This is a genomic window from Micromonospora sp. I033, from assembly GCF_053890995.1.
Genome location: NZ_JBSSLX010000003.1, coordinates 40,752 through 55,275, shown reverse-complemented (window position 1 = coordinate 55,275; position 14,524 = coordinate 40,752). Strand labels below are relative to the sequence as shown.

At 68.2% G+C, this 14,524-nt stretch carries 8 protein-coding genes; 5 read left to right on the top strand and 3 right to left on the bottom strand.

Annotated elements, in window-relative coordinates; all coding sequences use genetic code 11:
• The first annotated feature begins 21 nt into the window (after positions 1–21).
• Both ACW0Q9_RS01135 and ACW0Q9_RS01130 read left to right on the top strand, forming a co-directional pair.
• The gene (locus tag ACW0Q9_RS01135; protein ID WP_456177773.1) at positions 22–2,943 is read left to right on the top strand and encodes a helicase-related protein; all 2,922 of its coding nucleotides are present in this window, start codon (positions 22–24) and stop codon (positions 2,941–2,943) included.
• Entirely contained in the window at positions 2,943–7,115 is a 4,173-nt protein-coding gene (locus ACW0Q9_RS01130; RefSeq protein WP_456177771.1) for an Eco57I restriction-modification methylase domain-containing protein, read from the top strand. The genes ACW0Q9_RS01135 and ACW0Q9_RS01130 overlap by 1 nt, the downstream gene beginning before the upstream one ends.
• Positions 7,116–7,290: 175 nt before the next feature.
• Here ACW0Q9_RS01130 and ACW0Q9_RS01125 read toward each other — a convergent pair whose 3' ends face one another.
• Both ACW0Q9_RS01125 and ACW0Q9_RS01120 read right to left on the bottom strand, forming a co-directional pair.
• A complete protein-coding gene (locus ACW0Q9_RS01125) occupies positions 7,291–7,647 on the bottom strand; it encodes a hypothetical protein (RefSeq protein WP_456177769.1) in 357 nt (118 codons plus the stop codon).
• Positions 7,648–7,654: 7 nt separating this feature from the next.
• On the bottom strand, positions 7,655–7,891 hold the full coding sequence (locus ACW0Q9_RS01120; RefSeq protein WP_456177767.1) for a GntR family transcriptional regulator: 237 nt from the start codon (positions 7,889–7,891) through the stop codon (positions 7,655–7,657).
• 421 nt (positions 7,892–8,312) lie between these two features.
• Between ACW0Q9_RS01120 and ACW0Q9_RS01115 the strand changes: the two genes are divergently transcribed.
• Both ACW0Q9_RS01115 and ACW0Q9_RS01110 read left to right on the top strand, forming a co-directional pair.
• On the top strand, positions 8,313–9,194 hold the full coding sequence (locus ACW0Q9_RS01115) for a helix-turn-helix domain-containing protein (protein WP_456177801.1): 882 nt from the start codon (positions 8,313–8,315) through the stop codon (positions 9,192–9,194).
• Entirely contained in the window at positions 9,187–9,381 is a 195-nt protein-coding gene (locus tag ACW0Q9_RS01110; RefSeq protein ID WP_456177765.1) for a DUF397 domain-containing protein, read from the top strand. Before ACW0Q9_RS01115 ends, ACW0Q9_RS01110 begins: the two co-directional genes overlap by 8 nt.
• A gap of 27 nt (positions 9,382–9,408) precedes the next feature.
• Here the strand turns inward: ACW0Q9_RS01110 and ACW0Q9_RS01105 are convergent, their stop codons facing one another.
• Positions 9,409–10,827 carry a hypothetical protein gene (locus ACW0Q9_RS01105; protein WP_456177764.1) on the bottom strand — a complete coding sequence of 473 codons (1,419 nt, stop codon included), beginning with the start codon at positions 10,825–10,827 and terminating at the stop codon, positions 9,409–9,411.
• Between the two features lie 1,151 nt (positions 10,828–11,978).
• On the opposite strand from ACW0Q9_RS01105, the gene ACW0Q9_RS01100 reads away from it, so the two are divergent.
• Complete coding sequence (locus ACW0Q9_RS01100) at positions 11,979–14,522, top strand: GmrSD restriction endonuclease domain-containing protein (RefSeq protein WP_456177762.1); 2,544 nt, start codon at positions 11,979–11,981, stop codon at positions 14,520–14,522.
• Positions 14,523–14,524 lie beyond the last annotated feature (2 nt).

The following is a 14,524-nucleotide window of genomic DNA, read 5'->3' as shown; positions in this document are numbered from 1 at the left end:
GAAGACGCGAGGAACCACTTCATGACCACCTTCAGCGCCGGAACGCTGGTCTCCGCCCGGGGCCGCGACTGGGTCGTGCTGCCCGAGAGCGCCCCCGACATGCTGGTCCTCCGCCCGCTGGGTGGCGCCGACGACGACATCGCCGCCGTCTTCCCCGCGTTCGAGCAGGTGAAGAGCGCGGAGTTCGCCCCGCCCACGCCGTCCGACCTCGGTGACGCGTATGCGGCGAGCCTGCTCCGCTCAGCCCTGCGGATCGGGTTCCGCTCCGGCGCCGGCCCGTTCCGCTCGCTCGCCGGGATCGCCGTCGAGCCGCGCGCCTACCAGCTCGTGCCACTACTGATGGCGCTGCGGCAAAAGACCGTGCGCATGCTGATCTCCGACGACGTCGGTATCGGCAAGACCGTCGAGGCCGGCCTGATCGCCAGCGAGCTGCTGGCCCAGGGGAGCGCGAGCAAACTCGCCGTGCTCTGCTCGCCGGCCCTCGCCGAGCAGTGGCAGGCGGAGCTGCGCACCAAGTTCGGCATCGACGCCGAACTGGTCCTCGCCTCCACGGTGTCCAAGCTGGAGCGCGGCCTGGACCTGGGCCAGTCGCTGTTCGACCGGCATCCCCACGTCATCGTCTCCACCGACTTCATCAAGTCGACCCGGCACCGCGACGACTTCGTCCGCCACTGCCCAGACCTGGTCATCGTCGACGAGGCCCACACCTGCGTCGCCGCCGACGACAACACCTCGTCCCAGAATCAGCTCCGCTTCGAGCTGCTGCAGCGCGTCGCCGCCGACACCGAGCGGCACCTGCTGCTGGTCACGGCTACCCCGCACAGCGGCAAGGAGAGTGCCTTCCGCAACCTCCTCGGCCTGGTCCGGCCGGAACTCGCCACCGTCGACCTCGGCTCAGAGTCCGGCCGGCGGATGCTCGCCCAGCACTTCGTGCACCGCAAGCGCGCCGACGTGCGGCAGTACCTCACCAAGGAGGACGGCCTGGCCGACAACAGCCTCGCCGAGGAGACGGCCTTCCCGTCGGACCGGGAGTTCAAGGACGAGACCTACAAGCTTTCCCCGGCCTACCGGGCACTGCTCGACGACGCCATCGCGTACGCCAGCGAGCGGGTCGCAGCCGCTGACAGCCAGGGCCGTCGGGAGGCCCGGATCGCCTGGTGGTCGGCGATCGCGTTGCTGCGGTCGCTGGTGTCGTCGCCGCGCGCCGCCGCGCAGACCCTGCGCACTCGCTCCGCGACCGCGACCGCTGTCAGCGCCGAGGAGGCCGATCGGCTCGGCGCACCGCTGACCAGCGACTTCTCCGACACCGACGCGCTGGAAGGGCTGGATGTCGCGCCCGGCGCCGAGGCCGGCGGCGTCGAGGTGGACGCCGGCCGGCGGCTGGCCGAACTCGCGGACCGGGCGGCCGAGCTGGAGGGACCGGCCGAGGATAAGAAGCTCGCCGTGCTGGTGAAGCACCTCAAGGACCTGCTCAAGGAGGGCTACCACCCGATCGTCTTCTGCCGCTACATCCCCACCGCCGAGTACGTCGCCGAGCACCTGGAGGGCGCGCTCGGCAAGAAGACCGTGGTACGCGCCGTCACCGGCACCCTCTCCCCGCAGCAGCGCCTGCAGCGCATCGAGGAACTCGCCGAGGCGGCCGGCGATGCCCCCGACGCCCGCCGCGTCCTGGTCGCCACCGACTGCCTCTCCGAGGGCGTCAACCTCCAGCACCACTTCGACGCCGTCGTCCACTACGACCTCGCGTGGAACCCCACCCGTCACGACCAGCGGGAGGGCCGCGTCGACCGGTACGGCCAGAAGCGCGACGTTGTCCGGGTCATCACCCTCTACGGGAGCGACAACGGCATCGACGGCAAGGTCCTCGACGTCCTCATCCGCAAGCACCGGCAGATCCGCAAGGACCTCGGCGTCTCCGTCTCCGTCCCCGACGCCGCCTCGCAAGGCGTGACCGACGCGATCGTGGAGTGGCTGCTGCTGCGCGGCCACGAGCAGGAGCAGGGCAGCCTTTTCGACGTCGAGGAATACCGCGCCATCGACAAGAAGGCCGCCGCGCTGGCGACCGAGTGGCAGTCCGCCGCGGAGAAGGAGAAGACGTCCCGGTCCCGGTTCGCCCAGCACACCATCCGGCCGGACGAGGTAGCCCGCGAGGTCGCCGCCATACGCGACACGCTCGGCCGAGCCGCCGAGATCCGAGACTTCGTACGCCAGTCACTCCGCGCGCTCGACGGCGTGCTCCGCGACGAGCCGGGCGGCGACTTCACCACCGACCTGAGCGGCACCCCCACCGGCCTGCGCGACGCGCTCGCCCCGGTGCTCGGGGGCGACGTCGAGCAGGGCCGCAAGGTCCCGTTCCGGACCACGGCCGCCGTCGCACGCGGCGAGGCCGCCCTGGTCCGCACCGACCCGGCCGTGGTGGCGCTCGCCGGGTACGTCCTCAACGCCGCCCTGGACGACCAGATCACCGGGCCGCGCCCGGCCCGCCGCTGCGGTGTCATCCGCACCCGGGCCGTCGCCGGCCGCACCACGCTGCTGCTGGTCCGCTACCGCTTCCACCTCACCCTGCCGTCCCGCACCGGGACACGGCAGCTCGTCGCCGAGGACGCCCGGCTGCTCGCCTTCGCCGGGGCCCCCGCCAACGCCACCTGGCTGCCCACCCAGGACGCGTTGAAGCTGCTCGACGCGACCGCCGACGAGAACACCGACCCGGACTTCGGCGAGCGCACGATGAGCCGGATCCTCGACGGACTGCCCGAGGTCATCGACCACCTCGAGGCGTCCGGCGAGGAACTGGCCGCCGAACTGCTCACCTCGCACCGCCGGGTGCGCAGCGCCTCCGGCGAGATCGTCCGCGGCCTCACCGTCACCGCGCAGAAGCCCGCCGACATCCTCGGCGCCTACGTCTACCTGCCCGCTTCCACCCCCGCCGGAGGCAACGCCTAATGTCCGCCACCGCCCGCAACCAGGTCTTCTCGGCCGTCCACACCATCGGCGGGCTGATCCCCGCCGACATGCTGGTCCGGATTGCCGAGGGCAAGGACGTCAGCGGCTCCAAGCCCGCCGACTACCGGGTGGTCGGCTCCCGGTCGGTCCGTGACGACGCCGAGCGGCACTGGGACTACCTCAAGTCGGTGTGGAAGGAGCTGCGCGACCGGCTGCCCGTCGCCCCGGAGGCCGAAACCCCCGCCGACCCGACCGGCCTGGCGGTCACCCAGTGGCTGGAGCCGCTCTTTGCGGAGCTCGGCTTCGGCCGGCTGACCGCGCTCGACGCCGCCGGCATCACCTCCGACGACGGCGCCAAGACGTTCCCGATCAGCCACCGCTGGAACCACGTGCCGATCCACCTGGCCGCGTGGAATGCGGCGTTGGACAAGCGGCTTGCCAGCGGGGGCGTGCCGCCGCAGTCGATGGTGCAGGAGCTGTTGAACCGGTCTGAGGCCCACCTGTGGGGGGTGCTCACCAACGGCCGGCAGCTTCGGCTGTTGCGCGACTCCAGCGCGCTCGCCACTGCCGCGTACGTCGAGTTCGACCTGGAGGCAATTTTCGACGGCGAGCTGTTCAGCGAGTTCGTGCTGCTGTATCGGCTGCTGCACGTTTCCCGCTTCGAGGTCGCCGAGGGCACGGTACCGTCGACGTGCTGGCTGGAGAAGTGGCGCACGGAGGCGATCAGCGCCGGCACCCGTGCACTCGACCAGCTCCGAAAGGGCGTCCAGGACGCGATCACCGCGCTCGGCACCGGCTTCTTGCGCCACCCGGACAACACTGCGCTGCGGGAGAACGTCGACCCGCAGGCCCTGCACAACGCCCTGCTGCGCCTGGTCTATCAGCTGCTGTTCCTCTTCGTCGCCGAGGACCGCGACGCGCTGCATCACCCCGACGCCGACGAGCAGTCCCGCGAGCGGTACGGCCGGTACTTCTCGTCTGCTCAGCTGCGAGCGCAGGCGCGACGCCGCCGGGGTACGACGCACAGCGACCAGTATCAGGCGCTGCGGATCGTCCTCGACGCGCTCGGCAACGAGAGCGGCCGGCCGGAGCTGGGCCTCTCCGGCCTCGGCGGCCTCTTCGACGCCAGCGACGCCGACGCCCCGCTGCGTGGCCTGTCGTTGTCGAACGACTACCTGCTGACCGCCGTGCGGCATCTGTCGCTGGTGCGGGATGCTGGCTCGCCCCGGTGGCGGTCGGTGGACTACCGCAACCTGGACGCGGAGGAGCTGGGCTCTATCTACGAGTCCCTGCTGGAGCTGGTGGCGAAGCACAGCGCGGTGGACCGCACCTTCGAGCTGGTCGAACTCGCCGGCAACACCCGCAAGACCACCGGCTCCTACTACACCCCGTCCTCGCTGATCGACTGCCTGCTCGACTCGGCGCTGGACCCGGTGATCGACGACGCGGTGAAGCGCGGCGAGCAGGCGGCCAGCGCCGCCGGACAGCCCGACGCGAGCGATGCGATCGTTGACGCGTTGCTGTCGCTCACTGTCTGCGACCCCGCCTGCGGCTCCGGGCATTTCCTGGTCGCCGCGGCCCGCCGGATCGCCAAGCGGGTCGCCGCCGTCCGCGAACGCAACCCCGAGCCGACCGTCGGCGCCGTCCGCCACGCCCTGCACGAGGTCGTTGCCCGCTGCATCTACGGCGTCGACCTCAACCCGATGGCCGTCGAACTGGCCAAAGTGTCGCTCTGGATGGAGGCCCTGGAGCCCGGTAGGCCGTTGAGCTTCCTCGACGCACACATCAAGTGCGGCAACGCTCTGATCGGCGCCACACCCGCGCTGCTCAAGCAGGGCATCCCCGACGCGGCGTTCAAGCCCATTGAGGGCGACGACAAGAAGCACGCCAAGGGCCTGGAAAAGCAGAACGCCGAACAGCGGAAGCAACAGCTCAGCCTCTTCGACCCGGACTCCGAGGCGAAGGTCGCCAACGCCGTCTTCGCCCAGGGCCTGCGCCGAATCACCGAGGCCCCCGCCGATAACCTCGGCGAAGTCCGCACCCAGGCATCCGCCTACCAGGGCTGGAGAACCTCGCAGGAGTATGCTCGCGCCCTGCACGTGGCTGACGCGTGGTGCGCCGCGTTCATGTGGAAGAAGATGGCGGATGCCCCGCCCGCCGTCACCCACGGTGTCTTCCGTGCACTGGCGGACCCCGACGTCGCAGCCGCGCCGCAGGCAACCCACGACGAGATCGCTCGACTGCGCCAGCAGTACAGGTTCTTCCACTGGCATTTGGAGTTCCCCGAGGTCTTCGAGGTCCCCGAGGACGGCGCGGGCGTCGACCCGACGACGGGCTGGGCCGGCGGCTTCGACTGCGTCCTGGGCAACCCACCATGGGAACGCATCAAGGTGCAAGAGCAGGAGTTCTTCGCGACGCGCAGCGAGAAGATCGCCAAGGCCACCAACAAGGCCGCCCGCGAGAAGTTCATCAAAGCCCTGGCGGACAGCAATGAGGAGGCCGAACGCGCGCTGCACGCCGAGTTTGTCGCCGCCCGCCGCCTGGCAGAAGGCATGAGTCACCTGCTCCGCGACTCTGGCCGGTACCCACTTGCTGGTCGCGGCGATGTAAACACGTACTCCGTCTTCGCCGAGACTGCCTCCCTCGCCATCGCTCCGCGCGGTCGTTCCGGCCTCGTTCTTCCGACTGGTATCGCGACGGATGCCACGACCGCCCCCTTCTTCTCCAACCTTGTACGTAGTGCGCGCCTCGCTTCGTTTCTGGAGTTTGAGAACGAAGCGTTCATTCTCAGCCGGGACGTGGACCACCGCGTCCGGTTCGCCCTGTTGACGGTCACAGGCAGGGATGACCGCGTAGACCGAGCCTCATTTGCCTTCGGTACCCGCTACATCCAGGATTTGGACAGCCGTCGCTTTGCGATGCCGCCCGAGGAGATCTTGCTCGCCAATCCCAACACCGGCACCCTCCCGGTCTTCCGCTCTCGCCGCGACGCCGAGATCACTCTGAATATCTACCGTCGACTGCCCGTCCTCATTCGCGAACGGGATCCAAACAGCAACCCATGGGGCCTGTCGTTCATGACGATGTTCCACATGGCTAACGACTCCCACCTATTCCGCACGCGGCAACAGCTTGAGACCGAGGGCTGGAGCCTGCACGGGAACATCTTCGAGCGCGACGGGCAGCGGATGCTGCCACTGTACGAGGCGAAGATGCTGCACCACTTCGACCACCGGCTGGGCACGTATGAAGGCCAAACCGAGGCCCAAGCCAACATGGGCACGCTGCCCCGACTAACGCCGGAGCAGCATGACGATCGGGCTTTCGTTGCGATGCCCCGGTACTGGGTGCCCGAGTTCGATGTGCCGACGGATAAGCGGGACAAGAGAGGGAACATCGTCTACGAGCCGGGCGTCAAGTCTCGGCTCGCCCAGCGAGGCTGGGAACGCGGATGGCTGATGGGCTGGCGTGACGTTGCTCGCTCTACCGATACTCGGACGGTGATCAGCTCGCTTCTCCCTTCCTATGGTGTCGGCCACAAGTTCCCCCTGATGCTCGTGGAGTCGAACGCGCCCGCCCTCGCTGCCATCCTGGCGTCGTTCGTCTTCGACTACGTTGCCCGGCAGAAGGTCGCAGGGACCTCGATGACGTACACCTACCTAATGCAGTTCCCAGCCCCCGGGCCGAACGAGCTGTTGCCATTCGCGACGTCGGATGGGGTCGAACTGAATTCCTGGCTCACCCCGCGAGCGCTGGAGCTCGCCTACACATGCGACGAGATGGCCTCGTTTGCCGCCGACTACGGTTTCGATGGACCGCCGTTCCATTGGAACGAGGAACGCCGGGCGCTCCTCCGGGCAGAAATCGACGCAGCGCTCTTTCACGTGTATGAAGTTGCACGGCAGGATGTCGAACACGTGATGAACACGTTCCCAACGGTCAAGCGCAAGGAGGAGGCCGTCCATGGCACCTACCGCACCAAGACCTTGATTCTCAGTGCCTACGATCGCATGGCTGTGGCCAAGGAGGCAGGCGCGGAGTACAGGAGCGTCCTCAATCCGCCGCCGGGACACGGCTCTCGACACTCTGCTGGGCCCGAGCAGCCGACGAGTCAGGGGCGATCGCCTCTGAGTAGGGCAGTCGAGTATGCGCTGGATGAGCGGAACCCGTAGTACTGCGCTTCGGGTCTCTCGTCACGCACTAACTGTCTGATGCCGAAGTCACCGCCGGGTACATTGGCAATGCCTGCGACCTCGTCGTGAGTAGGGGCCGCAGAAGGCGATCAAGTAGGTTAGCATCTTGCGGCGGCAGGGCCAGCAGTGCTCTTCGCAGGTAGGTGCTCCAGGCTTATGGTTTGGGAAAGGCGGCCAACTGCTTTACAAGTGGTTGCAATTCGAGCCTGCCGGGGTACGGCACCAGGCTGTCGATTCGCAGGTCGCAACCGGAGACAAAGGTGCGGCCAGCGATCTCGATCGGTGCGGCCAGCATCCGGACAGTTGATTGGGGTGTCGCCGTACCGATGATTCGGCCGCGATCACGTGTCGGGTTGTGCCACGCGCCCCGGGTGGCGTACAGGAACATCCGGTCGTCGGCGGCAAGTGCAGCGACCTCGGCGCGCGGGGTTGCAGGGAAGGCCATCCGCTGCTCGTGTAGCACCCAGGAGATTGCGTCGCGATCACCGAGGATGACCAAGTACGTGTTCATTGGTGCCCTACGAATCATGCCCTGAGGTGTCGGCGACGAAGACGCCGACACCTTGTCGGCCCTCCAGGACGCCTGCCTCTATGAGGAGGTCGATCGCCTTCCGTACGGTGACGCCCGAGGTCTCGTATTGCTCGGCCAGTTCCTTGGTCGTGGGCAGCTTGTCGCCGGGCTTCAAGATGCCGGCATCAACCTTCGCCTGGATCTCACGCCGGATCCTTCGCCACAGCGGCTCGTAGGGCGCCATGGCCGGAGTCCATCACAACCAATCTTCGATCTTGCAACCTATGCCATCCTTACAATCTATGGCTTGATTAGCTTGTTTGATTGTAAAGTGGCGTTGAGGAGCCGAACGAGAGAGGGGAGGCGCATGAGTAAGCGGTGGAAGTGGTTCTTGCGGCCGGGGCGCATCGCAGTTGACCTGGTCGGGCAGGCCGTGCTGGAAGGCAACGTGCGTGGGCGCGACGGGCGGCCAGGCGCACCTGACGTCGTACCCGATGGGCGGGTGACATCACGGTGCGACGGCGCGGTCGTCTATGAGCGGCCCGAGCGGTGGCGGGTGGATCCAACGCGGAACCAACGCGGGGACCGCTACGACCCACGGCTGTTCGGCGAGCGGGCCGCGGGGCAGTGCCGGGGATGCAGCCCGGCCCAGGGGCGCGGACCGGATGCTTGAGGACATGGGGTCGACGGTGCCTCGCCGGCAGCTCGGGCGGGCGCTGCGGGAGCTGCGGACCCAGGCGCGGATGACGCTGGACGGCGCGGCGGACGCGTTGCAGTGCAGCCGTCAGAAGATGTGGCGGATCGAGACGGGCCTCGGTGCGGTGCGCGGCCTCGACGTGCGGGCCATGTGTGAGCTGTACGGTGCGACTCCCGAACTGACCGCCGCGCTGACCGGCCTCGCCCGCGAGACGAAAGCGAAGGGCTGGTGGCATGCGTACGGCGACACCATCCCCGACTGGTTCGAGCTGTACGTCGGGCTGGAGACCGCCGCGGGCCGGCTACGGGAGCACGACGACACGCTGATTCCCGGACTCCTGCAAACCCCTGGCTACGCGTCCGGCGTCTACCGGCACCGGTCACGCGTGGCCGACGAGGAGTGGGAGCGCCTGGTCGAGGTGCGGCGGCGGCGGCAGGCGCTCCTGCGGCGACGGCTGCCCCCACCACCCCGGCTCGACGTCATGCTCTCCGAAGCGGCGCTGCTGCGGGTCGTCGGCGGCCCAGCGGCGATGGCGGAACAGCTCCGGCACCTGGCGGAGATCGGCCGGTTGCCCCACGTCTCCATCCGGGTCGTGCCGCTAGCTGCCGGCCTGCACTTCGGTGCGGTCGCGGGATCCTTCGTGATCCTCGACTTTCCGCTTGGCAGTCGCGTCGAACCCGAGCCGTCGGTCGTCTACAGCGAGTCGTTGACCGGCGCGCTGTATCTCGACCGGAAGGAGGAGTTGGCCGCCTACGAGCGGATCTGGGCGAGCCTCGACTCGATGGCCCTGGATGAGGGGCAGTCCCGACAGTTGATGATCAAGATTTCTGAGGAGGTTCATCATGGCTGACCTGTCCGGCGCTCGCTGGCGCAAGAGCACGCGCAGTGGCGACAACGGCGGCAACTGCGTCGAGGTCGCCGACAACCTGCCCGGCGTCGTCGCCGTACGCGACAGCAAGGACCGCAGCGGGCCGATGCTCACCTTCCCGTCCGACTCCTGGGCGGCCTTCGTGCGGGCGGCCAGCTCGGAGCATTGAGGCGCCGCAAAACCCTTCTTCTGTGTCTCAGCGGCGCCGGTCGGTGACGCGGATGGTGAGGACCGTGCCGTCCCGGCCGAGCGACACCACCCCGTCGCGCGGCCGGGACCGCGACCACCGGCGGCGGATCAGCGGTGCCGCACGGAGGTACGCGGCGACCTCGCCGTCCGCGAGGTGGCGGTACAGGCTGCTTTCCACGCCCCGAAACACCTCCAGGGTCTTGCCGTTCGGCAGCGGCGCGCGATAGAGGGTGCCTTCCGCACGCAGGTCGTCCGTCACGGGCTGCGACGTGGCGGTGCTCGCCGCCCACGACGGGTCCAGCTCGAACAGCCTCAGTTGGCCGGTCTGGGGTTCCTCGTCCCCACGTTGCCGTGGCGTCGCGTAATGACGGGCGGTGGCGCTATCGCCGGCGAACAGCAGTGCGGTGGCCGCCACCGCACGGGTCAGGATCTGCGTGAACCAGCCGCGCCGTTCCTCGGGCACGTCGAACACCTCGGGCGCACCCGGCGGCAGCTCGTCCGTCGGCTCCGGGCCGTTGATACCGGGCGGCGCGGCGTTCTCAACCGCCGCCGGCCAAGTCCGTGCCTCGTCGGCCGTGGCGGGCCGGGTCCGCCAGTCGTGGTCCTCCGGGCGGGCGCGCAGCAACTCGTCGAAGTCGTCGGGGCCGCCGTCCCACAGCTCGTCGTCCCCCGGCGGATCGAGGATGTACGACTTGATCTGACGCCCCGCCAGGCAGGACGCGACCATCAATGCGGGCGGGCGGCGGCCGCTGACATTCAGCGTCCTCACCTGCACGGCGGCCCGGGCGAGTTGCCCATAGGCGAAGCTCGGTGGCTGATGGGTGCCCTTGCATTCCAGCACCACGATCTTCATCCGGCTGCGACGACCCGAACTGTGGTGCCCCACCAGGAAGTAGTCCGGACGCTTCTGGCTTTTCGAGGTGCGTTCCACCACGCCCGCCCCCTCGATGAACCCTGCCTTCAGCGCCACCTCCGCGTCGACAGCGAAGAAGGTCCACTGGCGGTATTGCCGCTGCAGCACCTTCTTCGCCACCACAAGGGCCAGGCCGATGCCCAACTGCTCGGACTGGGTCACCTTGTGGTGGTACACGAGGCTCTGGGCTGACGGAGTGAGCCCGAGCATGCCGCGTTGTCGGGTCAGCGTCGCACAGTAGCGGACGTGCGCCCAGTGTCGGGCCACCTGGGCCAGAGGCGACGCGGTCAACAGCGTGGTCGCCACCCCGAGCTCGTGCAGCACCTGTGCCGGGGTGGTTTCCACCGTCGGGCCGATCGTCACCGTGACGGGGGCCTTGCCGTACCGGTACGCCTCGTTTGTCGCGGCGGCGTCCTTGGCGTACTTCTCCACGGCGTCGACAAGCTGACGGGAGGATTCGACGACGAGCCTGGACGGTTGATTGAGGGATCGTACGAGCGACTCGATCTCCATGCCCACCCCCGATGCTGACGTACCGCATGGGCTAGAACACCCAGAGTGATCGAGAAATCATGAAGTGTCAATGGAACAATGATGCCCTCGTGTCCCGCTTGTTGGCCACGGCGTTAGGAGCACCGGCACAAGCCCAATGACCCCACAACCACGCCGCATGCCTGGCAGGCATCCGGGCGGGTCCGCGGGGTGGGCAGCGGCCGGGCGGGAATCGAAGGAGTGATGCCCGCGGGGCGAGGCGGGTGCAGCAAGCGCGGCGCGCACCTCATCCTCGGTCACGGCGGGCCAGCCGCTCTTCCGGAGCTTCTGCGTCACCTTTCGAATGCCCAACCTCGGGTGCTTGCCCTGAGCTGCCTTCGCCGCGTCCGCGAGGCTCTGAGACCTCAGCGGGTTCTTCTTGGCCGGGGCCGGCCGCCGCTGTGGCTGTCGACGGTTCAAGCCCTGCAGCACCCGTCCGACCTGGTCTGCCGTGACATCCGGCCAACCCGAGCGCCGCAGATGGCGGGCCAGCGTGTTGTCCTTCGCGCCCGGCATCGTGTCGAGCAGCTTGCGTGCGGCTGTGGCGAGGGATACGCCGCGATCGCCGGTCACCTTGCCAAGTCGGGCCTTGCAGGGCATGCACTGACAGGACGTTCCCGGACGGTGCGGGGCTCCACCCGTCCCGGACCGTCGCGCTTCGGATCCGCCACCGCCTGGCGAGTGCGCAGGCGACGCGATTCCCAGGTCGTCGAGCCAGGAGTCGGGTGTGCGGTCCGGGATATCGTTGTTCTCCCAATCGCGCCCGGGATCCGATGAGCCTCGCGTCTCCGCGTCGGCGTACCAGTCACCGATCGTCCCTCTGCTGATGCCGGCACTCTCCATGTGGGTGGTCGAATAGGACTTGCCGCGGAAGGGCAGAGGTTGCCTCGCCTTGATCGTCGCCATCACGATGTGGCGCCGCAAGCCTCGACGAGGGGAAGGTGCGTCGGCCGGAAGGAGGAGTTCGTCCCGTAGTGCTGACCTTCGAATACGTGGCAGGTAATCGTCTGTCGGGAAGCCGACAAGCGAGTAGGCGTCTTGGCGGCCTTTTGGGCCTTTCGTAGGTTGCTCCGTCCGTTGTTGATCTGGTTGTCTTGCCAGCTCAGTGCGTCAAAGTAGACGGGGGACCGGGTGTGGTTGCGGCACGCGAGACGACGCTGCAGGAGTTGCTGGAGGGTGCGAAGCAGTACCAGGTGCCGCTCTACCAGCGCACATACTCGTGGACCACGTTGCAGTTGCAGCGCCTCTGGGACGACATTCTGAAGCTGGCCGACGACCGCACCCATGACGGAAGCGCAACCCACTTCATCGGGTCCCTGGTGCTCGCCCCGAGCCCCACCAACGGGCCGACGGGCGTGGCCGAGTATCTGGTGGTGGACGGCCAGCAGCGCCTCACCACCCTGACCATCCTGCTCTGCGCCATTCGCGACTACCGCGCGCAGCACGAGGGCCCGGTGCACCGGGACCGGCTCGACCAGCAGTACCTAATCAACCCGTGGAAGCCGGAGCCGCAGCGGTTGAAGCTCGTTCCTACCCAGGCCGACCGCGACGCCTACCTGGCCTGCCTGGACTCGACGCCCCAGGCCGGGGGCGCGGACCCGGTGGGCTCGGCGTACCGCTTCTTCGTCGCACAGTTGGCCGCCGCCGACGACCCGGACGACCCGCTCGACATCGAACGCATTGAGAATGCCGTCATCTCGGGCCTGGCCCTGGTGTCGGTCACCGCCCAGCCCGGCGACAACGTGTACCGGATCTTCGAGTCGCTCAACAACACCGGACTCCGGCTCACCCAGGCCGACCTGCTGCGCAACTACCTGTTCATGCGTCTGCCCACCCGCGGTGAGGCCGTCTATCAGGCCCTGTGGCTGCCGCTTCAGAAGCGTCTCACGTCCGAGCAGCTGGAGCTGCTCTTCTGGCTCGACCTGGTTCACCGCGACCAGCGGGTCAAGCAGACCGACGTCTACGCGGCCCAGCAGGCCCGCCTGAACCGGCTGCGCTCCGAGGAGGAGATAGAGGCGGAGGTGCAGCGGTTCAGCCGGCTCGGCGCCCTGCTTCGGGTCATCCTCCACCCCGGCGAGGAGCAGGACATGGGCGTACGGCGGCGACTGGAGCGACTGAGCGCCTGGGGTACGACCACCGTTTACCCCCTGCTGCTGCATCTGCTCGACCGCCGGCAGCAGGGCACGGCGACCTCGGAGCAGGTCGCCTCGGCGATGCTGTACGTGGAGAGCTTTTTCGTCCGACGCCTGCTGACTGGTCGTCCCACCAACAACCTCAATCGAATCCTGCTTGCCGTCGTCACCGAGATGGACAACAACCTGCCCGCGGACGATGCGGTGCGGACCTACCTGTCAACGGGGCGGAAGTACTACTCCAACGACGCCAGCTTGCGTGCCGCAGTCCGGTCGATCCCGTACTACCTCAACGGCCGCGCGTCCCAACGCAAGCTGATCCTCCAGTGGCTGGAGGAGTCGTACGAGAGCAATGAGCCCGTGACGCTGGACAAGGCGACCATCGAGCACGTGCTGCCACAAACCCTCACCCCCGAGTGGCGGCAGATGCTCGCTGCCGACCTCGGGCCGGACGAAAACTTTGACGAAGCGTACGAGGCTCTGGTTCACACCCTGGGGAACCTGACCCTCACCGGCTACAACTCGGAGCTGGGCAACAAGTCCTTCGCCGAGAAGCGAGTCGAGCTCGCAAAGAGCGGGATCAGGCTGAGCCAGAAGATCGTCACGCAGGATCGGTGGGGGCGCCCAGAGATCCACGCCCGCGCCGACGCTCTCGCCGACCGCATCGTCTCCCTTTGGCCTGGACCGACGGAGCAGGCGGCCGACCAGCCGGATGCGCTGTGGGAGGTCATGACCAAGGCACTCGCCGAGCTGCCGGCCGGCTCGTGGACCACGTACGGCGACCTCGCCGCGCTGATCGGTAGCCACCCGGTGCCGGTCGGGGCTCGCCTCGCGACCCACCCGGCTCCGAACGCCCACCGCGTGCTGCAGGTCGAGGGTACCGTCTCGCCGAACTTCCGTTGGCTCGACCCGAACCGCACGGACGACCCACGGGACATCCTGCGCGCCGAGGGCGTGGAGTTCGACCAGTACGGCCGCGCAGATCAGGCGCAGCGCATCGGCACCGAGGAGCTGGCGCATCTCGCCGGCCTTACGCCGGAGGACCTACCCGAGCGGCTGCCTCGGCCGCGCTCCGGCGACGAGCGAACCTACAGCGAGCGGTTCATCGAACAGGTGGCCGCTCTGCAGAGTTCGGCCGTCGCCACCGCCACGCTCGTCGTATTGGAAGCTTGGACCTCGATGGGCGGCACCCTGCTCTACGGCACCGGCGGGGAGACCTCTTGCTTTCTCATGGCGCGCGGCAAGGAGCACGAGGTGGGCAACATCTGGCCGGCGACGATCTATCCGAGCGGCAAGTTCGAGGTGGTGTTCCAGCACCTCACCGTGCGTCCGCCGTTTGACGACCTCACGCTGCGGGAGGAGCTGCGGCAGCGCTTTAACCAGCTGCCGGGCGTCGATATCGCAGCCGCCAAGATCGCCCTACGTCCAGGTTTCCCCCTGGCGGTCCTCGCGGACGCCGACGCCCGCGAGGCGCTGCTCGACCATCTCCACTGGTTCTACCAGGTGGCGCAGATGACTCCCTCGGACAACCTGGCGACGGCCTAGCC